Source organism: Paenibacillus elgii NBRC 100335 (genome assembly GCF_004000865.1).
In the GTDB taxonomy this organism is placed as follows: Bacteria; Bacillota; Bacilli; order Paenibacillales; family NBRC-103111; genus Paenibacillus_G; species Paenibacillus_G elgii.
Genome location: NZ_BIMB01000085.1, coordinates 1 through 19,953 on the forward strand (window position 1 = coordinate 1; position 19,953 = coordinate 19,953).

Annotated in this window: 21 protein-coding genes and 1 other RNA gene; 9 read left to right on the forward strand and 13 right to left on the reverse strand. The window is 48.0% G+C overall.

Going from position 1 to position 19,953, the window contains the following annotated elements:
- Window positions 1–168: 168 nt before the first annotated feature.
- The gene (locus PEL01S_RS33005) at window positions 169–585 is read right to left on the reverse strand and encodes a RelB antitoxin-like protein (protein WP_036683800.1); all 417 of its coding nucleotides are present in this window, start codon (window positions 583–585) and stop codon (window positions 169–171) included.
- Between the two features lie 359 nt (window positions 586–944).
- On the opposite strand from PEL01S_RS33005, the gene PEL01S_RS33010 reads away from it, so the two are divergent.
- From PEL01S_RS33010 to PEL01S_RS33025, 4 genes are all read left to right on the forward strand, one after another.
- On the forward strand, window positions 945–1,652 hold the full coding sequence (locus tag PEL01S_RS33010) for a Crp/Fnr family transcriptional regulator (RefSeq protein ID WP_127463199.1): 708 nt from the start codon (window positions 945–947) through the stop codon (window positions 1,650–1,652).
- A 35-nt stretch (window positions 1,653–1,687) separates the two neighbouring features.
- Window positions 1,688–1,876: a YgaP family membrane protein gene (locus tag PEL01S_RS33015; protein WP_127463200.1), complete on the forward strand. Its 189-nt coding sequence runs from the start codon at window positions 1,688–1,690 to the stop codon at window positions 1,874–1,876.
- A 176-nt stretch (window positions 1,877–2,052) separates the two neighbouring features.
- Window positions 2,053–2,616 carry a bifunctional transcriptional activator/DNA repair enzyme AdaA gene (locus PEL01S_RS33020; protein ID WP_127463201.1) on the forward strand — a complete coding sequence of 188 codons (564 nt, stop codon included), beginning with the start codon at window positions 2,053–2,055 and terminating at the stop codon, window positions 2,614–2,616.
- 24 nt (window positions 2,617–2,640) lie between these two features.
- Window positions 2,641–3,201: a methylated-DNA--[protein]-cysteine S-methyltransferase gene (locus PEL01S_RS33025; RefSeq protein ID WP_063179099.1), complete on the forward strand. Its 561-nt coding sequence runs from the start codon at window positions 2,641–2,643 to the stop codon at window positions 3,199–3,201.
- A 76-nt stretch (window positions 3,202–3,277) separates the two neighbouring features.
- On the opposite strand, the gene PEL01S_RS33030 is transcribed toward PEL01S_RS33025, so the two are convergent.
- Together PEL01S_RS33030 and PEL01S_RS33035 are read right to left on the reverse strand one after the other, a co-directional pair.
- Window positions 3,278–3,784: a ferritin gene (locus tag PEL01S_RS33030; protein ID WP_010493152.1), complete on the reverse strand. Its 507-nt coding sequence runs from the start codon at window positions 3,782–3,784 to the stop codon at window positions 3,278–3,280.
- Between the two features lie 284 nt (window positions 3,785–4,068).
- Entirely contained in the window at window positions 4,069–4,332 is a 264-nt protein-coding gene (locus tag PEL01S_RS33035) for a hypothetical protein (protein WP_127463202.1), read from the reverse strand.
- Window positions 4,333–4,450: 118 nt separating this feature from the next.
- Here PEL01S_RS33035 and PEL01S_RS33040 point away from each other — a divergent pair, with 118 nt between their 5' ends.
- A complete protein-coding gene (locus PEL01S_RS33040; protein ID WP_108530226.1) occupies window positions 4,451–4,666 on the forward strand; it encodes a helix-turn-helix domain-containing protein in 216 nt (71 codons plus the stop codon).
- 97 nt (window positions 4,667–4,763) lie between these two features.
- Complete coding sequence (locus PEL01S_RS33045) at window positions 4,764–5,813, forward strand: chymotrypsin family serine protease (RefSeq protein WP_127463203.1); 1,050 nt, start codon at window positions 4,764–4,766, stop codon at window positions 5,811–5,813.
- A 57-nt stretch (window positions 5,814–5,870) separates the two neighbouring features.
- On the opposite strand, the gene PEL01S_RS33050 is transcribed toward PEL01S_RS33045, so the two are convergent.
- From PEL01S_RS33050 to PEL01S_RS33060, 3 genes are all read right to left on the reverse strand, one after another.
- Window positions 5,871–6,947, reverse strand: a complete 1,077-nt coding sequence (locus tag PEL01S_RS33050) for an ankyrin repeat domain-containing protein (RefSeq protein WP_127463204.1) — start codon at window positions 6,945–6,947, stop codon at window positions 5,871–5,873.
- 6 nt (window positions 6,948–6,953) lie between these two features.
- Window positions 6,954–7,484, reverse strand: a complete 531-nt coding sequence (locus PEL01S_RS33055; protein ID WP_127463205.1) for a GNAT family N-acetyltransferase — start codon at window positions 7,482–7,484, stop codon at window positions 6,954–6,956.
- A 214-nt stretch (window positions 7,485–7,698) separates the two neighbouring features.
- Entirely contained in the window at window positions 7,699–8,172 is a 474-nt protein-coding gene (locus PEL01S_RS33060) for an SRPBCC family protein (protein WP_127463206.1), read from the reverse strand.
- A 237-nt stretch (window positions 8,173–8,409) separates the two neighbouring features.
- Here PEL01S_RS33060 and PEL01S_RS33065 point away from each other — a divergent pair, with 237 nt between their 5' ends.
- Complete coding sequence (locus tag PEL01S_RS33065) at window positions 8,410–9,024, forward strand: DJ-1/PfpI family protein (RefSeq protein WP_127463207.1); 615 nt, start codon at window positions 8,410–8,412, stop codon at window positions 9,022–9,024.
- A 206-nt stretch (window positions 9,025–9,230) separates the two neighbouring features.
- Entirely contained in the window at window positions 9,231–9,875 is a 645-nt protein-coding gene (locus tag PEL01S_RS33070; protein ID WP_127463208.1) for an SGNH/GDSL hydrolase family protein, read from the forward strand.
- Between the two features lie 195 nt (window positions 9,876–10,070).
- Here PEL01S_RS33070 and PEL01S_RS33075 read toward each other — a convergent pair whose 3' ends face one another.
- The 4 genes from PEL01S_RS33075 to PEL01S_RS33090 form a co-directional block, all read right to left on the reverse strand.
- Window positions 10,071–10,658 (reverse strand): TetR/AcrR family transcriptional regulator, encoded by a 588-nt coding sequence (locus PEL01S_RS33075; RefSeq protein WP_127463209.1) that lies wholly within the window; start codon window positions 10,656–10,658, stop codon window positions 10,071–10,073.
- A gap of 128 nt (window positions 10,659–10,786) precedes the next feature.
- On the reverse strand, window positions 10,787–11,743 hold the full coding sequence (locus PEL01S_RS33080; RefSeq protein WP_174807048.1) for an NAD-dependent epimerase/dehydratase family protein: 957 nt from the start codon (window positions 11,741–11,743) through the stop codon (window positions 10,787–10,789).
- Window positions 11,744–11,954: 211 nt separating this feature from the next.
- A complete protein-coding gene (locus tag PEL01S_RS33085) occupies window positions 11,955–12,401 on the reverse strand; it encodes a hypothetical protein (protein ID WP_127463211.1) in 447 nt (148 codons plus the stop codon).
- Window positions 12,402–12,506: 105 nt separating this feature from the next.
- Window positions 12,507–17,054: a carboxypeptidase regulatory-like domain-containing protein gene (locus tag PEL01S_RS33090; RefSeq protein ID WP_127463212.1), complete on the reverse strand. Its 4,548-nt coding sequence runs from the start codon at window positions 17,052–17,054 to the stop codon at window positions 12,507–12,509.
- 303 nt (window positions 17,055–17,357) lie between these two features.
- Here PEL01S_RS33090 and PEL01S_RS33095 point away from each other — a divergent pair, with 303 nt between their 5' ends.
- On the forward strand, window positions 17,358–18,491 hold the full coding sequence (locus PEL01S_RS33095; RefSeq protein ID WP_127463213.1) for a DUF4261 domain-containing protein: 1,134 nt from the start codon (window positions 17,358–17,360) through the stop codon (window positions 18,489–18,491).
- A gap of 113 nt (window positions 18,492–18,604) precedes the next feature.
- On the opposite strand, the gene ssrA is transcribed toward PEL01S_RS33095, so the two are convergent.
- From ssrA to PEL01S_RS34740, 3 genes are all read right to left on the reverse strand, one after another.
- Window positions 18,605–18,968: a transfer-messenger RNA gene (gene ssrA / locus PEL01S_RS33100) on the reverse strand.
- Window positions 18,969–19,205: 237 nt separating this feature from the next.
- Window positions 19,206–19,685, reverse strand: coding sequence for an SsrA-binding protein SmpB (gene smpB, locus PEL01S_RS33105; protein ID WP_108530363.1), 480 nt, complete (start codon window positions 19,683–19,685; stop codon window positions 19,206–19,208).
- Between the two features lie 88 nt (window positions 19,686–19,773).
- The coding region (locus PEL01S_RS34740) for a hypothetical protein (protein WP_164824360.1) at window positions 19,774–19,953 on the reverse strand (180 nt) is incomplete at its 5' end.

The following is a 19,953-nucleotide window of genomic DNA, read 5'->3' on the forward strand; positions in this document are numbered from 1 at the left end:
ATTACAATTATGGCACATATGTTCGCATTCGTACACAAGAGATGCTGATTCATCTCCCCCTTGTCGAAGAGGGAGTCTTCTCAGCCTTAACGATAAATTTTATCCCTGCCATTTTGTCGAATCAATACCCAACCGTCCCGCTTTAGAAAACTCTCCAGATCGCTCCAGCTAGGCATGGAACATTCTTGCTACAGATTCAATATCGTCTTCTAATATTACACGTAAAACATATGGTGCATGTTTATGGCGGTTTGGACTGTTGTAATAGCGGGAATAGTTAGCTTCATAATCAATCGCATACTCGACTAATTGTCTCGCCAGCTCGAATCGTAGTCCTTCGAGTGTTTCAGCATCGGCAACGATATCTTCAATTTGTTCGATAGAACCGGCATATACACCATCTTCATCTTGTTCGTATTCAAAAGTCAATTCATAAGCGGATAACAGTTCCTTCATCTGTTGCTTAGAGAAGGCCAAGATTACATCTCGATTGCGCTTTACGGCTTGAGGTTTTTCTCGCACAACGGAATCAATGAAACCGCCAAAATTTGCTCGTACCTCCGTAGCATTAAGTAACGTTTGCATGAGCATCCCTCCTCACCTCCATTATAACAATCACCCTTCAAAATGTACAGAACGTACTCTATGTACATTCCTATCCAGTAAACTTGCCTTTTATTCATACATTTTAGGAAAAAAGAGAATTAAAAAGAAACTCGACTTATAACAACAGCGACCATCAGAAATGGAAAATTGACAAAGTGATTTAGTCAGTCCCACCCGGCCAACAGCTGAAAAAAGTCAAAAATGCCTTCATTGGCAGCGTTACAGCGCTCGGGGGTGAAGGCTTTTTATAAGCTCCAAGCGTTGCTTCGTTTACTTCTACCCGATCTATCCGCTATGCTAAAAGTAACCGCATTGCCCCAGAGAGGAGAGACATCGTCGTGTTACCCGAGCATATTCGCCGGATTATTGAGCGATTCCGCTGCTTTGAATCCGTCGAGCCGGAAGATTGGCAGCATCCGGACATCGCCGTTATTCGTGTTCCCATGAGTCTGGCCATTCGACAAGGGGGGCTGCTGGAGCACGCAATATTTACGCTGGACGGCAGTATTCGCGTCTACAAAGTTAGCGAGACGGGGAGAGAAATTACGCTATACCGTGTTCGGGGAGGCGAATGCTGCGTCTTGATGATGGCCAGCATTATGGGCGAAATGGAATATGAGGCGTCCGCATCGGTCGAGACTCCCTCGGAGCTGTTCATCCTCCCGATTGACGTGTACAAGCAGTGGGTGGAGAAATATAAGCCGCTCCGCCAATACATTTACCGAATGTTCACGCAGCGGATGTCCATCGTCACCACCCTGATCGACGACGTTGCCTTCAAGCCGATGGAATACCGCATTGCCGACTTTCTCCTGCACAAGACGTCCGGAGCCTCAACTATGCTGCGTATCACGCATGATGAAATCGCCGTCGAGCTAGGCACCGCAAGGGAGGTCATCAGCCGGAAGCTGAAGGAATTCGAAAAGGAAGGGTGGCTTGTCTTAGGCCGGGGACGAATTCAAGATATTCAGCGGGTCGCGCTCGAGCAAGTGAAAAGCCGTTATGTGACTAGTCACATAACGAATGAGAACCGACCGCTACAATAAGAGATGCAAACTATTCTTGTAGCGGAGGGATCACGATGAAAAATGTAGGCGGCTTTGACTTGGTATTTCGGATTGTCGCAGGACTGGCGCTGCTCTCGCTTTTATTCTTGTTGGAAGGGGGAATCAAGTATATCGGCTTGATCGGGATTCCCCTGCTTTACACGGCGCTTACCCGAAAATGTCTCATGAACCGGTTGCTCGGCATCAATTCGTGCAAGCTTTGACGCTTGCTCCAGCTTCAGCCGCCGGCCGCCCGGAGCGATCCATCGCCTCCGGACGGCCGTTTTACGTTCCCGCCGCGTCTCTAGCTTGCACTATCGAATTATTGCTGTCCTATTCTTGCTCTATTATCAGACCCGCGACTTCGGTTTATAATGAGTGGCAGAGGGGAGGCCCCAATATGGACGACACACTATTTCAGTCGGTGTACGAGACGATTTTGCAGCGCGACACCCGCTACGACGGGCGGTATTATATCGGAATCACATCGACGGGGATCTTTTGCCGGCCTTCGTGCCGCTCCCGCATTCCGAAGCCGGAAAACGTTAAAATATATGGCAGTATTGAGGAAGCGCTGCAAGCGGGATTCCGGGCATGCAAAAGGTGCCGTCCGGAACAGCCGGGCGAGCATGGACCGGATGCGCAAATTGCTTATGCCGTGAATGAATTGATCAAGCGGCGCTACTCCGAGCCTTTGACGCTTGGCGATATAGGAGCGGAGCTCAAAATGAGCCCCTTCCACTTGCAGCGCGTGTTTAAGCGGGTGACCGGAACAACTCCCTCGAAGCAACTGCTTCAGATCCGTATGGAAGAAGCAAAGCGGCTTCTTGCCTCAAGCGAGCAGCCGATAACGGATATCGCGGCAGAAGTCGGGTTCCGCAGCCCGTCCCACTTTACATCCGTATTTCACAAGACGGTTGGCTGTACGCCGATGGAATACCGGGAAACCGCCGGCGCCCGTTAAGCCGGTCAAGAAGGAGGCATACTTATGGGAAAAACAACGACCGAGGTGTATTGGACGGCCATCCGTCATCCCAAGTTTGGGGACAGGCCGCTCTATCTGGCCGCTACGAAGCAGGGCTTGTGCCGGATTACTTGGCCTAACGAATCATTCGACACCTTAACTACATGGGTGGTTAAACATATTCCGGGCGCCGTACTGACGAACGATCAAGAACCATTATCCGAATACGTTGGGCAGTTGAAGGAATATTTGGAGGGGACCCGCCAAACGTTCGACCTTCCCCTCGACATGCGCGGTACGAAATTCCAAACCGCCGTCTGGCAGGCGCTAACCCGCATTCCCTACGGCGAAACTCGCAGCTACTCGGACATCGCTGGGGAAGTGGGCAGTCCTGCAGCCGTCCGGGCCGTAGGCACGGCGAACGGAGCCAACCCAATCCCCATCGTCGTCCCGTGCCATCGCGTGATCGGCAAAAGCTCCGCGCTCACGGGGTTCCGGGGCGGTCTGCAAGTGAAGCAAGAGCTGCTCCGGCTGGAAGGCTTCGAAAATTTTACGCTTAAGGGACATGCCCGATTTCAGTTTTGACTTGCTTGCGAATCCGCACAAAAAAACTGCTCCCCATAGCTTGATAGCTTGGAGGAGCAGTTTCCGATTATCTATGCTATTCCGTTGGCGGCGTGAAGCTACGCTGCGCCAATTGGGCATCGAGCATATAGAACGCATTGCTGTCGTTATCGATGCGGCGAAGCTTCTGAATGATGCTGTCGAACGTGGCTTCCTCTTCGACCTGTTCGTCGATGAACCACTTCAAGAAGTTGATTGTCGCGTGCTCGCGCTCGTTCCAAGCGATATCCGACAACTCATAGATGCGTTTCGTTACGGTTTGTTCGTGAGCAAACGCATGTTCAAAAGCATCCAGCAGCGAGGTATACTGGTTCTGCGGGTCCTCCATTCCACTGACATGGGCGCGTTTGCCCAGCGTGTTAATGAAGTGAAAAATTTTCATGGCATGAAATTTTTCTTCCTCGGCCTGTACGATAAAAAAGTTCGCAAACCCGTCGAAGCTTTCCGACGAGCAGTATCCGGCCATTGCCAGATACACTTGGGAGGAATAAAATTCGTAGTTCATTTGTTCGTTCAGCTTGGCGAGCAGGTTCTCACTTAGCATCAGGTCACGCCCCTTGTTGGCAGTCTATCCGAGGTTCTCCCTCTAAGTAGGTGAAAAAAGAAATACTTCCCGCACCTGTCCTTAGTATGTTGTAACTCCTTCCAAATGTAAAGCAATTTCTGGCACACCTTATTCCACAAAATAGTGTCCCCAAAATAAAAAAGTTCATAACCTGGGGATACGTTCAAGGACAAGATGGAAATATGATCATACGATACGGAATTAAGTTATAATAAACATGGAAAATTGCCTAATAACAGCGACGTTATCAGGCTTTATTTACTTTAAATCTGGTGGGACGCCCTTTCTGAAGAGGCAACGATAATTTTCTCAAGCTTCAAATAAAGCAGTTCCGTCTGAAAGTCCGTACTGATTGTATGGATCGAAGAGAGGATTCCTTCTGCCGTAAGAATATGTATTTCTCCTTGTCTTGTGACAATAGCATCCAGAACGGCGGAAACACATATTTCACAAGTATTTATTTTTTCCTGTAATGCTTCTTCTTCGGGTATTAACAGCTCGATTTTATCCGACCGATTGGTATGCATAACTCCCTCTCCTCGTTGGTAAGCTTAGTTAAATATACGTTTGAGCGTAATTAAATACTATACGCTTGTACGTAAAATACCAATACCTTCGGCTTATGAAAATAGGAGATCGTAAATAATGAGAAAACTCAAAATAAAATTAAAGGAAATATTAAAACAAAGAAACATGACACAATTGGAGCTGTCGAAACTATCAAATGTCAGACAAGCTGCTATTTCTGAACTCTGTAGAAACGAAAGAAAAGAAATTAATCTTGAGCAGATAGAACGAATTGCAACTGCCCTAAATATCACCAAAATCAGTGAATTACTTGAATTTCAGGAGTCGGACTAGCTATCCTCATCGATAGGGCGATTCCTCTCTCCATAAACGCCCGTAACAATCGGCAGCAAAACCATACAATATCCTATCCTGCAAAAAGGGGAGGAATATTGTGGCTACGTTTATGGCTGCACTGCGAATGAAAAGAAAGATGGCCCCACATATATTGAAAAAATCCGGTGTTCACGGGGTCGGAATAGGCTACAGAGATCCTGCGAATCCGAAAAAGGGCGCAGCGGTCATCATCTATACGGATAAGGTTTCTTCCGCAAGCCTGGGTCTGATTCCCGCCATGTTTGCCGCCAAAGCGAAAGGCAAAGGAACCGCCGTCCCAATCCGCATCGTTAAAACGGGAAAAATGCGAGCGCACGCGAACTACACTCGCCGGATTCGTCCCGTACCTCCCGGTTACAGCGTCGGTACTCCGGTAGATTCGGGCAGTGTAGGCCTGATTGTGACGAACAATTCCAAGGCCGCAAGCCGTTATTTGCTAAGCAATAACCATGTGCTGAATCCGAACAATACGAACTTCGCTACGGAAACGATCCAGCCCGGCGGCGCCGACGGGGGCCGTTCCGGCACGGACCGCATCGGCCGTCTGTACAGCTATGTAAAGCTGGAGAAAAAGAAAAATAACTTTATAGACGCGGCGCTCTCCGTCCCTACCAACAAGCATCTGCTTAATCCCAATTATCCGACGGTCGGAGCTATTCCTGGCTATGTGACGTCTTATCGGGTGGGAGAGCGATTAAAGAAAGTGGGTCGCACGACAGGCTTGGTGAACGGAAGGGTGGAGTCGATCGACACCGATATCCAAATCGACTACGGCGGTAATCTGGGGGTTCTTAACTTCAAAAATCAAACGGTGATCAGAGGAACTACCCCCATCTCGCTGGCCGGCGATTCCGGATCGGTATGGCTCCGACGCTCGGACAATTACGCCGCGGCCATCAATTTTGCCGGAACGTCGGACGGCCGTCTTTCCATAGCCTTCCCCATCCACTGGGCGATGCAGGCATTCGGAACGAAAGTGGCTCGGGCGAGCGGCGCAGGCAAAGTAAAGCAGATCAAAGCCGTGAAGACCTCCCGCGCCTATGTCCGCAAGCTGCCTGCAAAAGTGCTTGCCGGAATCAAGCCCAAAAGAGCTGTAAGAACCTGACAAGCCGCTGCTCCATAACGTAAAAAGCACTGAGCCCCACGGCCAGTGCTTTTTGTTTTATTCCTCGAACGGTTCTCCCGATAAGTTTCCATCCAAAATATCATCAATAATGCCGGCTGCCTTGGCCAGAAAAGCTTTCCACTTCAGACCCGGAAGCAAAATCAACTCGTCATGCTCGACATCGAGGCTGCCCAGACACTTTTTGTCTTTTACCCACACAATAAAGCCCGTATTGCCGTAATTTTCAATGTCTTTGACCAGATCGATAAAGGTTCTGCCTCTCCACTCCAACACTCTAACGTCGAATATCGTTTCGAATTCAATGTATTCGGTCATTTTCGAATCCTTAAAATCGATCCTTCGATTCTCGATCCCAAGCCATTTAATAATTTCAGCCGGCAAACCCAGACGCTTAAGCTCCTTCACCCGATTATCCATTTCGTGCCAGATCGGAGGTTCGAATTGCTTGATGTACTCCATTAGCTCCGTATGGTTATTCTGTTTGGCGTAAGAATAAGCCCGGTCGCCGTTTTTGTCCTTAATCGTGACGTCGGCCCCATGTTCAATTAAGTACTTTACGATTTCAAAATGGTTGATCGCAGCAGCCATTTGGACCGGGGTCGTACAATACGGAAACACTTGGCTGCGGCCGTTAAAGTTGACATCGGCTCCATGCTCCACGAATAGCTTCACGAATTCTAATTTTCCAGACCCTGCGGCGTCGCGAAGAGCGTTCCCGCCTGCGTAGGTTTTCATATCGAAGCCCAATTCGAGTAAAGCACGCACTCCCTTGTGATTGCCGAAGGCAAGGGCCCTTCCCACAGCGGAACTCTTCACAGGGGTAAGAGCATTTAGATCAGCGCCTGCTTGCAACAATTTTTCAAATACATCGCGCGTTCCATATCGGGCAGCGTAAGGCATCACAGGGTTCTTCTCATCGTTCAAATTGTCGAAACCATACTTGTCCAGCAAAAGCCGGGCCAGAGCCATCCGTTTGTACTCCAACGCTTGGTTTAAAATATGGACGGGAAGCGTGCTTCCTTCCGGTAATCCATGCTTTTCCAAAGCGGCCATAACCCCGTCCGTGTCGTTGCTTTGGATGCAGCTTACAACTTCTTTTTCAACTTCCGTCATGATAGCCTAGCCTCCCAATCGAATCCAAAACCTCTTGACGATATTGCCGTCGTCTTCCGTAAATTCCGATTCAAACCTGCCGCCATGCTTCAAAATCGTCTTCTCCGAGCCAAGGTTGTCCTTGTCACAGACCAGCAGCACTTGGTCCAATCCCATCGCTTTGGTGATTTGTAGCGCCTCGCCCAGCAAAACGCTCGCATACCCCTTGCGCCTAGAGCCGGGGCGTATGCCGTAACCGATATGACCGCCGCTGTTCAGAAGCTTTTCGTTTAAGCGATGACGAATGTTAACCGCACCTACGACAAGGTTCGCTTCGTTAAGCAGCCAATAGGTCGAATGAGGCACCCAATGAGGATTGCTTACTTTCTCCTCGCTGTCTTCGGCATACAGGAACTCCAGCATCGCTTCAAAATCGTCGGGCGCTTGACCGACAACCCAGGGGACCATCGGTTCTCCGCTGTTTATCCAGTCCGCATAGAACGACATATACAGCTCCCGGTATTCCATAGAAGGTCTGACTAACCGAACCTTGTTCATCCGAATCCCTCATCCCCTCTGCATCGAATTGATTTTCGCGGTCTGGTTCGCCTATTTCCCCGCATGTTCGATTCATGATTTGGTCTATTATAGCTCCTCTCCCTCCTATTGGCAATGCGGCGTCAGCGAAGTAGCCGAGAGCCGTCATGCAAAAAAGCACCGGCCGATTGGCTAGTGCTTTTGCTTGTTACGGAGACGGGAAGGACCGCCTCGCCTATGCAGATATATTCGCCAGAAGTGCCCCGAGGCGATCCATATTTTGTTCGTTTCCCTCGATGGCATACGTCTTCACCTTTTCGAATTCGACAGCCGTCTCGAAGCGCTGACGGAAAGTAAGCCTCGTTTTGCCGGCCAGGTCCTCGAAAGTAGCCGTCATTTGAAATCTAGGGCCTGATACATGCTGCAAAACAATCCGTTCCGGCTCGACGATCTCCACAAAAACGCACTTATTCCGATAATCGGTGCCATCCGGTCCATGCATGATAAATTCCCACGTGCCGCCCGGTCTCAGGTCAAACTGCTGAAACGTATTCGTAAAACCCTTCGGTCCCCACCACTGGGATAAATGCTCAGGCAGAATCCAAGCCTTAAAAACAAGCTCTCGCGGCGCATCGAAAATGCGCGTGGTTGACAGCTCAAGCTCATCTGCATTCGTTGCACTGCTGCTCGCTGCATTGTTTTCGGGCATATCTATTCCTCCAAAGATCTTGTAATGTCCGTCCTTTGCCCCTATTATAGCATGAAGCATGCCAAGCGGTTTCTTATGGATTGCTATGGTAGCCATACATCCGATTGTCGCCAAAAATAGCACCTTGTAGTCATTTTATGTCCAGGGTCCTGCTTGTATAATGTACCCATAAGCGCAGCTTGGCGAGGGCAGACCGTTGGAGGCGAGACTTGAAAACAAAACCGAGGAGGCAATCGTATGAAATCTTGGAATGTCGGTATTTTGTTGTTTGATCAGGTGGAAATTCTCGATTTTACCGGTCCGTACGAAGTGTTCGGCCTTGCCGTGCACGACCGCTATCAACCGACCGAACGCTCACTGTTCAACGTCACCACAATATCGGAATCCGGGAATCTGGTTATAGCAGAGAATAACTTGAAAGTGACTCCTGATTACAGTCTGGCTACCGCCCCTGCCTACGATCTGCTCGTGATCCCCGGGGGACCGGGAGTGAGGAAGGCTCTCTTGAATGAAGCTCTTGTCAACTGGGTTCGCGCCCGCTCGGGCGATACGCCATGGATTACTTCTGTATGTACGGGGTCGCTGCTGCTGGCTCAAACAGGTCTTCTGGATGGGAAAAAGGCGACGACTCATATTGACAGCATCGATTGGATGCGTACACAATATCCGGCGATTGATGTCATCGATGACGTCAAATATGTGGACGAAGACCGGATCGTCACTTCGGCAGGCGTTGCCAACGGCATGCACATGTCGCTGCATATGGTTGACCGGCTAGCAGGAAGGGAAGTCGCACAGGATGTGTCCCACATCATGCAATTCGAGACGGACTTTGACGAATACGCTTGCTGAAGAAGAACGCATGTAATAAGGAGCTTACCACCGTGTTTGCAGCGGCAAAGCTCCTTTTTCATTTTGCGCGAAAAATCAAGCCTCCCAGACTTCTTCCGATCTCCGCCTTAACCCTCTTCTCTACTAAGGCCGTAAGCGTCCACACAACATGTACGAAGCCGCAATATGATATTTTATGATCAAAAGTTGGAGTTGGTGATACCTTGATGATCTATACAGCTCTCGGAGATTCCATTACATTTGGCGAAAATGCCTCTTCTCTGGCAAAGGCCTATCCTCAATTGACCGTGTCCGCTTTAAACTCGGGCTCGTGCAAGGTTCGGGGGTTTGTTCTGGCGCGGTCCGGTTGGACCAGCGATGATCTATTGGACGCCGTGATCTGGCGGGGGGACTCTGTCATCGCCCATTCCTCGGTCGTTTCGGTCTGGATTGGCGGAGTGGATTTAGCCAACGCGGCGCTGGCTTCGATTGCAACCAAGCAGCCGCTTGCCGTAAAACACCTAATAGCTGGCTATAGACGCAATGTCAGCGCCATCTTTACTCGAATCAAAAAAGGGAGCCGGGCCCGGATCGTTTGCTGCACGCAATACAATCCGTTTCCGAACAGCCCCCTTGCGGTTGAGGCGATAGGACAATTGAATCGGATGATCACCGAGCTCGCCCATAGCTGCAATGTCACAGTAGTTCCCACTCATACGTGGTTTGAAGGTAAGCAGGCCGAGCTTGTGCATGGTTTTCGAAACGGGAAGGTGGAAGACGCGTTAAGCGGATCGTTGCCCATCCATCCGAACGATCGGGGGCACCGGGTGATTGCCACGGGACTGGCCCCGTTTCTGCTCCCCCGCAAGTAATCTTTGCTCATCCTAGCGGTTTTCTGCTGACCGTGTAATCCAAAAGAAGCAAGCCGGTCAACTCAGCCGTGGCGCTATTATGCACCCAATACAGTATATCGTTCGCTGTGTGCAGCATCCCCATTTCCAGATCAAAAGGTCTAGTATTCTCAAAAAGAATGAAACGTCCGGCCATGCAGCCTAGGACCGCTCCTTTCAGGAATCCAACGCAGAAAGCGTCACTTTTACAATATCGTCCAACACTTGCGGATCCGAAGTTAATTTAGCGGCTTGCGTCAGCGAATACCTAGAATGGTTCAAATAGCGGGCAAGCGCCCTCAGATCGCCATGACGACCGCTTAATTCACCTTGCTCGTAAGCACGCACCAATGCCTGATAGAATGCCTCTTCCAATCGGGAAGCATCTTGCTCGAAGAACGTCGCGATTTCGGGAACATGAGGAACTTGGTCGATCGCACTGTGCATGATGAAGCATTCCTTACGCCGGGCCTCGTCTTTCAACGCCGCCGCGATCTCGCGAAAAATATCTGCAATGGCAGCCTTAACCGAACCGGGGCGATCAAGTCTTGCGAGCAAGGCTGCACTTTTCTCGTTCGTATAATGCTTGACTGCGGAGATGAAAAGGTCTTTCTTCGTACCGTAGGTGTCATACAAGCTTTGCCGGGCAATACCTAAGCCATCAAGCAAAATTTGCAGCGAAGTGCCTTCATATCCGTAATGTCCGAACACCTCCATGGCCTTGCGAAGCACGACGGTCGTATCGAATTCCTTATTTCTTCCCATCGGTTGTATTCCTCCTTGCAAGACCATCTTACCCTTTTTCGGACCATTTAATCAAGAATGAAATGGAGTTGTTTCCGAGCCCTCAATACAGATAGTGATTAATCAATCATCTATGGATAAAATGAAAGTTATTTTTTCTTTTTCAATGCGTGCATCGTATTCGTGATTCCTTCTTCAAAGGACGTCGCCCGCACCGGTCCGATCAACCGCTTGTATTTGTCCCCGCTCAGCACAAGCGGCTCTTCGGTCAAATAGAGCATCTCCACGACCTCCTTCATGACTGGCACGGCCATGCCGAGCAAGGATAGCCCGCCTCTTCCGAGCGGAATGACCGGCTTGCTGCTCCCGCTTGCTTGCCGGGCAATTCGCACGATTTCTCTGCCCGAGATCAAGCCTGCGCCTGGAATATGCCAGTTCTCCCCGTAAGCCTCGTTCCTGGCAGCGAGCTCCGCAATCATGAACGCAGCGTCCGGCAAGTAGACATACTCCCGTGGAACACGCATATTGCCGATGAAAAAAGCCATTTTGCCCGCCGCGATAGCTTCAAGCGTAGAGCCCAGATAGGAGGCCCCGTTCGCCGTGGGACCGTAATAGTCCGGCAAGCGGACGATCATCACCTTGGCCTGGCTCCATCGAGCTTCGAACAGCATTTGCTCGTAAGCGAGTCTAATCTTGCCTTTCCTCGTATGCGGCTGCTTCGGATGATCCTCGGTCGCCCGGTCCATCTGTCTTCTTCCATAGGGATAGATGCCGTCTATCACGACTACCTTTAGACTAAGCCGGTTGGCGGCCTCCATCACGGATTCGCCCAGAGGAATCAGCTTGCTCACCATCTCGTGATACGGCACGTTTGCGCAATGAAACAAGACGTCCGCGCCTTCCGAAGCCGTGACGATGTCATTCGGACGGAAAGCGTCGCCTACGGCAATCGTTAAATGATGCGGGTTACCCAAGTTAGCCTTAAGCTGCTCAAGCTTCCCACGGGATCGCCCGAAAGCCACCGTTCGAATCCCTCTTCTAACCAGTTCCTCCGTAACCGAAGCGCCGGTACCGCCAGTTGCTCCTACCACAATTGCTTTTATCAATGGTCTCACCCCAGTAATAGTTATTAATCAATCACTAACATAACGACAATGTATCATTTTGTTAGTGATTAGTCAATCACTAATTTGTCGGGGATCACCAAGGCTGCGGCAGTGCTGCATAGCCCCCCGCAGGCCGGGAGAGAGAAAACGAAACATGCCTTGGCTGCAAATTTTCGGCTTGTACTGCGACTTTGCGGCGGTTCTTGCTTTTTTAATAGCGAGCATTCACCATACGAATCTCGCATCCCAGTAACTGTTCAACCATTCTCACCTGCTCTGCTGTCACTTCTTCCTCGGGGTTCTCGATTTCAAAAATAAGACGCGAGAATCCTGCCGGGAAATCATAATGAAGGCCATGAAGCGTGCTATGCACCGAACAGCAAAGCAACTGCACATCCAAATCCTTGAATGCGCTTTGCCATGCGTTATCCATCGCTTGGTGCCACCATTTTAATTCAATCACCGTGTCGCAGCTTGGACACGTGATTTGAACGAAGTTTTCCCCCTGATCGACGAATTGAATATCTTCTAATTGCTCGATGGATATCTTATCGACAGGGAATATGGAGGCAAGATAGGACCTAACTTGCTCCACGTTTGCTTTTTCGGGCATAAAATGTACATCCTCAGGTATCAATTTATAAATGGTGGATGACATGAGTTTAACCTCCTGTATTTTTCAAATGATTTATATGGAGACGAATCGTGGCTTGGCAAAACCACAATTCGTCCCATGCTTGTTTCGGCCTAGAATCAGGCCAGACTAATCGGCAGGATTAAAAATGGATAACTTATTAAGCTCGATCTTGATATTACGACGAGTAACATCGCCTATCGTCACGTCATAATTCCCTTCGCTTAAAGGATACAACCATTCGGTTTTCCCATAAACAACTCCTGAATAACTAAAGCTATTGTCCGTTTTTTTAATCGATACGAAAGGATTTGTCAGAGGCTTGTTGTTACTATCCTTGAGTACCAACTTAATAAATCCGCCATAGCCTACCAAGTTAAAATCAGCCGTTTCGTATACACTTGAGGTTACATTTACATTGGATTTCGAACTTTCCACATATCCATTTGCGAAAACCATCAAATTGTATAATCCTGAAGGAACCGAAAGTGCATAATTTCCATAGACGTCCGTCGTTACTGTCCACGATTGGTTGTAAGTGCTAGCTGTTACCGTCGCATGCTCCACGGGAAGGCCCTCAACACCACGTATCTTGCCTTGAATTACTTTTGTTGTTGGAACGGGGATTGAAGGATCAAAGACGGATAGCTTATTCAGCTCGATTTTGATATTACGACGAGTAACATCGCCAATCGTAACATCATAATTTCCTACGCTTAAAGGATACACCCATTCATTCTTTCCATAAACTATCCCTGAGTAACTGAAGCTATTATCTGTTTTTTTAATCGATACGAATGGATTTGTCAAAGGCTTGCCGTTACTATCTTTGAACACCAATTTAGCAAATCCGCCATAGCCTACCAAGCTAAAATCGACCGTTTCGTATACATTTGAGGTTACATTTACATTGGATTTCGAACTTTTCATGTATCCATTCGCATAAACATTCAAGGTATAAATGCCTGAAGGAACCGTGAGGGTATACTTTCCATAGACATCCGTTGTTACTGTCCATGATTGGTTGTAAGTGCTAGCTGTTACGGTAGCATACTCCACTGGGTGTCCCTCAACTCCACTGATCTTGCCTTGAATTACGCTTGTTGTTGGAACAGGGATTGAAGGATCGAAAACGTATAGCTTATTTGATTCGATATTGATATTACGGCGAGTAACATCGCCAATGGTAACGTCATAGCTTCCGACGCTTAAAGGATATACCCATTCATTCCTCCCATAAACTCCCCCGGAATAAATTAAGTTATTATCCGACTTTTTAATCGACACGAAAGGGTTTACTAATGGCTTGCCATTCGTATCCTTGAACACCAGCTTAATAAACCCGCCACTGCCTACCAAGTTAAAATCGACCGTTTCATAGACGTTTGAGGTTACATTTACATTGGATTTTGAACTTTCTACGTATCCAACTGAGAAAGCCTTTAAGGTGTAGGTTCCCGCTGGAACCGCGAGTGCATATTTTCCATAGACATCCGTTGCTACAGTCCATGATTGGTCATATGTACTCGCTGTTACCGTAGCATAATCCATAGGGAGGCCTTCAATACCATGTACCTTGCCTTGAATTATACTTGTCGTTGGGGCAGACATTGATGGATCAAAAACGGATAATTTATTCAGTTCGATATTGATATGATGACGAGTAACACTGCCAATTGTAACATCATAAGTTCCGGCACTTAGAGGGTACACCCATTCGGTTTTACCATAAGCTACCCCCGTATAAATGAGGCTATTATCACTTCTCATAATCGATACAAATGGGTATGATAAAGGTTTGCCGGTGGTATCTTTCAACACCAACTTAATAAACCCGCCACTACCTACCAAGTTAAAATCGGCCGTTTCATAGACGTTTGAGGTTACATTTACATTGGATTTCCAGTTTTCCACGTAACCATTTGCGGACGCCTTCAAGGTATAGATTCCCGATGGAACTTGGAGGGAATACTTTCCATAGACATCCGTTGTTACTGTCCATGATTGGCTGTATGTGCTAGCTGTTACCGTCGCATACTCCACTGGCAGGCCCTCAATGCCTTGTACCTTGCCTTGAATTACACCAAATATCGATGGGTCAAAAACAGATAACTTATTCAGTTCGATCTTGATATTACGACGGGTAATATTACCAATGGTAACATCATAATCTCCGACACTTAAAGGATATACCCATTCGGTTTTACCGTAAACTTCTGTTGAGTACCCAAAGCTATTATCTGTTTTCTTGATTGATACGAATGCGTTTGGCATAGGCTTGCCACTGCTATCTTTGAACACCAGCTTAATAAACCCGCCACTGCCTACCAAGTTAAAATCAGCCGTTTCGTATACGTTTGAGGTTACATTTACATTGGATTTCCAACTTTCCATGTAACCATTTGCGGAAGACCTTAAGGTGTAGATTCCCGATGGAACCGAGAGGGAGTATCTTCCATAGACATCCGTTGTTACTGTCCACGATTGGTTGTACGTACTCGCTGTCACCGTCGCATACTCCACGGGACGGCCTTCAATGCCTTGTACCTTGCCTTGAATTACACCAAATATGGATGGGTCAAAAACATACAACTTATTTAGCTCGATCTTGATGTTACGACGAGTAACATCGCCAATGGTAACATCATAAGTTCCGGCGCTTAAAGGATATACCCATTCGGTTTTACTGAACACGGTCCCCGAATAACTGAAATTACTATCCGTCTTTTTAATCGATACGAATGGATTTTGCAAAGGCTTGCCGCTGCTATCTTTGAATACTAATTTGATAAATCCGCCATAGCCTGACAAGTTAAAATCAACCGCTTCGTATGTACTTGAGGTTACAGTTACGTTTGATTTCGAGCTTTCCATGTATCCATTTGCGAAAACCTTCAAGGAGTAGATTCCCGTTGGAACCGAGAGGGCATACTTTCCATAGACATCCGTTGTTACCGTCCAGGATTGGTTGGATGTGCTTGCTGTTACCGTAGCATGCTCTACGGGGAGGCCCTCAACACCACTTACCCTGCCTTGAATTACACTCGTTGTCGGAAGAGGGGTTGACGGATCAAAGACATATAACTTGTTAAGCTCTATACCAATATTACGACGAGTAACGTCGCCAATGGTAACGTCATAATTTCCGACACTTAAAGGATGCACCCATTCGGCTTTCCCATAAACTAACCCGGAATAACTAAAGCTATTGTCCGTTTTCTTAATCGATACAAAAGGATTAGACAAAGGCTCGCCGTTGCTATCTTTCAACGCCAACTTAATAAATCCGCCATAACCTGACAAGTTAAAATCGGCCGTTTCGTATACGTTTGAGGTTACATTTAGGTTTGATTTCGTACTTTCCATGTATCCATTTGCAAAAACCTTCATGCTGTAGATTCCCGTTGGAACCGAGAGGGCATACTTTCCATAGGTGTCCGTTGTTACTGTCCATGATTCGTTGTATGTGCTGGCCGTTACCGTAGCATACTCTACGGGCATGCCTTCTATACCATATACAGAACCCGTGACAAAGTGAGAGACGAGTTGATCATCATTCGGGAAGCTTACTCGGACCGGATTGGTTTTATCTTCAAGTGTCCCATCACCTAATTGCCCCCAGTAGTTGCTTCCCCATGCCCACACTGTTCCATCTTTTTTAATTGCTAAGCCATGCTGCGGAAAATCATATGTTCTTCCTGAAATAAAAACGACATCGTTTATCGCTATTGGTGTGATAACGAGCTGATCATTCATTATGTCATGTCTAACCGACAAAACAGTTCCATCAGCTTTTAAGGCAATCCCATTTGATATAGATACAATATTGTTCAGATTCGAAATTTGGGAAGGATTTGGACGATAATCATCCCAACTCCACACTGTACCATCAGATTTTAGTGCCAGTGTACTTAAATATGACCCATTCTTAATGCCTGCTGCATTTGACCCATTCTCAATGGCTATTACATTTTCTATCCCTAAAATTTGTTTTGGAGTGGTTTGGTAAGTAGAACCGTCAACTAATTCTCCCCACTCCCAAACCGTTCCGTCTGACCTGACTGCTTTTGATTTTTCATATCCCCCTGCGATTGCAGTAACATCTGATAATTCCTTTACTTGAACCGGGGTAAATCTATTAACAGTAGTTCCATCACCTAATTCACCGTTTGAATTTTTGCCCCAAGTCCATACTGTTCCATCGGATTTCAAAGCAAGCGAATGTACGCTCCCTGCTGATATGGAAATCACATCATGTAAACCAACTACTTGTGTAGGTGTAGATTTATAAATATTAGTTCCGTCACCTAGTTGTCCTTCAGCATTATAACCCCAGGACCATACAGTACCATCTGATCCTAGAGCCAGTTGGAAACTGTGACCTACAACTTTCGTTATTTTATTCAGATATGGGATTTTTACAGGGGTCTTAATGAGATTGGGATAACCCACCATTTCACCCTTATCATTCAAACCCAGCCCCCATCCCCATACGGTCCCATCTGCTTTAACTGCAAATGATCTTCCATAGTCGGCTGTAACATTGATGAACTTAGACGATTGATTGGAATTACTGTCAGATGAAGCATACACAAAATTTGAGATAAAAAGCATCGCCATAAGTAACATTGAAAATTGTAAGATCGTCAGTCTAAACATTTTTAGCACTCTGTACATGTCGCTATCATCCTTTATAGGTGGTTGTGATGGATCTCCTCGTGCTCGCTCTCATTAGAACAACTTCGTACAAAACTGATCGGCATCTATTATCTAGTCACATCCCTTTAAAAAATTTCTACAGCATAGGTAAATGGTCCCAATTCGAATTATACTTGAAACATCTAGGAATGTCATGGAAATATAGGTTGAAAGTGTGAAATCGAAATAATGATAGGAAGCAATCTACTAACCCAATTTGCATTCACCGTTTAGTAGTATATACAATGGACAGAGCGCATACTTCTACTAGGAGAGGATACAATGACAGCCCAACAACAAGCGGCCATGCAGTCCATGATTGACTGGCTATCGGATGAACGCGAGCTCGGCCGCAAACCCAGCAAAATTGAAATCGCGGGAGAATTTGATTTGCATGACATGCATTACTACATATTCAAGTACAAAAAAACATTGCTCGGCAAATGGCTCCTTGCCGTCTGCGGCGGCTATGAAGATCCATCCGATACGGAGCATTGCGGCCATATATTCAGTGAGATGCAGCCCTATGACCCGGCTACTGCGAAGCAGGAAGCCATGGCTATGGTAGAAATGATCCGCGAATACTGGATGAAGCAGGCGGCCGCTATTGAGGCTGCACAAGCACAAGAAGGTGACGCGGAATCTCGGAACGATTCATCCGGTTCCGGCATTTTTAACGGGTTCGTTCTGCTGAATTCTTCGGAGTGCGATCTTGATCAGGTGAAGGAGAACCTTCTGAAGGATTGGAACATCTCCTCTTCATCGGCAGAGGGAGAGAGTCACCCCGAGGAAGAAAAAGAAGGAATCCTTGTCTTCGAAGCGGACGGCTTCACTGTAGCCCTAAGCTTTATCGATGCTCCTATACCGAACGGAGAGGCGGAGCATTACGCACAGGGCAACTACCTCTGGCGGGAAGCCGCGGAGATTACTAAAACCCATGTGGCCCAAATCATAGTAGCTGTATTTACCCGTTCCGGCTCCCCGCTGGACAGCGGCAGGCTTTACACTAAGCTGGCGGCTAGCTGCTTGAAGCTTCCTAATGCGATCGGGCTCTACTCATCCGGTACTGTTTTTCAACCGGAGTTTTTTCTGGAAATGGCCGAAATGATGAAATCGGATGACGCTTTTCCATTGTTGAATCTGGTTCATGTTGGTCTGGTGGGAACCGAAGCAGGAATGAACGGCTATACCCACGGGCTGAAATCCTTTGGCAAAGATGAAATCGAAGTGCTCGACAGTCAGACCTCTCCGGCCGAGCTGCGGGATTTTCTGATCGACATTTCCGGTTATGTTGTGGAATATGACGTAACTTTAAGGGACGGAGAAACAATCGGCTTTAGCGCAGAACAAAAGCTGCCGATTACCCGTTCAGAAGGCGTATATATTAACGGAGAGAGTCTTAAAATCAAATACTGATCTCCCGAAAGGATCGGCCTATTCCCGATGACATTCTTAGCACGGATTCCTCCCTCTACGCTTCTCTAGACAAACAAAAGCACCGACCAAATGGTCGGTGCTCTTTTGTACTTTGATGGAGACGAGGGGAGTCGAACCCCTGTCCGAAGATAACGCCACACAGGCTTCTACGGGTGTAGTCACAGTTTTGATGTCACCCGAGCGTCGCCCCGTAACCGGCTACGCGTTGGGTCAGCCTGATTGTCTTCTTCAGCTAGCCGCAGGCGGAGACTAGACAGCGTATCCCACTAAAGTTGAGCCCCTATCCCGGCACATGGGCGATACAGAGTAGGAGCACGCTCACAGGTTATTAAGCTGCGAAAGCGTAGGATTGTTGTTGTTTGCCATTTAATTGGCTTTAGCGTTGATAAAGCGGACGCGTCCCCACTACCCGCAACCCATGCTCGAACTATCCCCGTCGAATCCAAGAACGTCCCCGCATAGGTGGGCCTCCCAAGATGAGAGACCCTAATATAAAAGGTTATGAAATAAAACTTATCTACCTGTAAATCTAATCTTGCTGCGCTACGAACAACTTCCACTGACTTTTACTTGAAAAGCTGTGCACTTCCCCAAGTGCTCTTTTATTATAACATATCCTTGAGCAAAATGAAGGGGCGAGTTGTTGGATGCGATACCAAAACCTAAACATACTGGTGGATTTCCGCCAAAACGTTACCGTGCGACCTTCTGCTTCTCGCGCAGCGCCCGCTGAATATCCCGCTGAGCATCGCGCTTCGCCGCCGTATCGCGTTTGTCGTATTGCTTTTTCCCTTTGCCCAAGCCGAGCAGCAGCTTCGCGTAGCCGTTGCGCACATATACCTTGAGCGGCACCAGCGTATAGCCTTCCTGCTTCGCTAAGCCCAGCAGTTTGTTAATCTCGACTTTCTTGAGAAGAAGCTTGCGGGCCCGCGTCGGGTCGCTGGGGTTAAACCGGTTGCCTTGCTCGAATGGGCTGATGTGCATATTATGCACGAATGCTTCGCCGTTGCGGATCGTCGCGAACGCATCGCCGATATTGGCTCGTCCGAGCCGCAGCGATTTGATCTCCGTCCCAGTCAGCACCAGGCCGCATTCGTAAGTATCCTCGATAAAATAATCGTGAGACGCTTTTTTGTTCTGCGCCAGCACTTTTCCATCGCTTTTTTTGCTCATGCCCCCGTAGCCGCTCCTTCCCATACCGATTTCCAAACAGAGGGATGGAGTCCATTGTACCAACTCCATCCCCGGAAATCAAGGGGAACTAGCGCTTGACGGTCTTTTTGCGCTTCTTCTTGGCGAAGCCGATGCCCACGCCGCCGCCTTTGGCCGCCTTGCCCACGGCTTTGGTGCTTTTGCGCCCTGCGGCACGGCCGGTCGCCGTAGCGCCCTCGCCGGTGCGCACCGCCTCCAGCGCGCGCGTCTTCGCCGCTGCCGGGCCCTT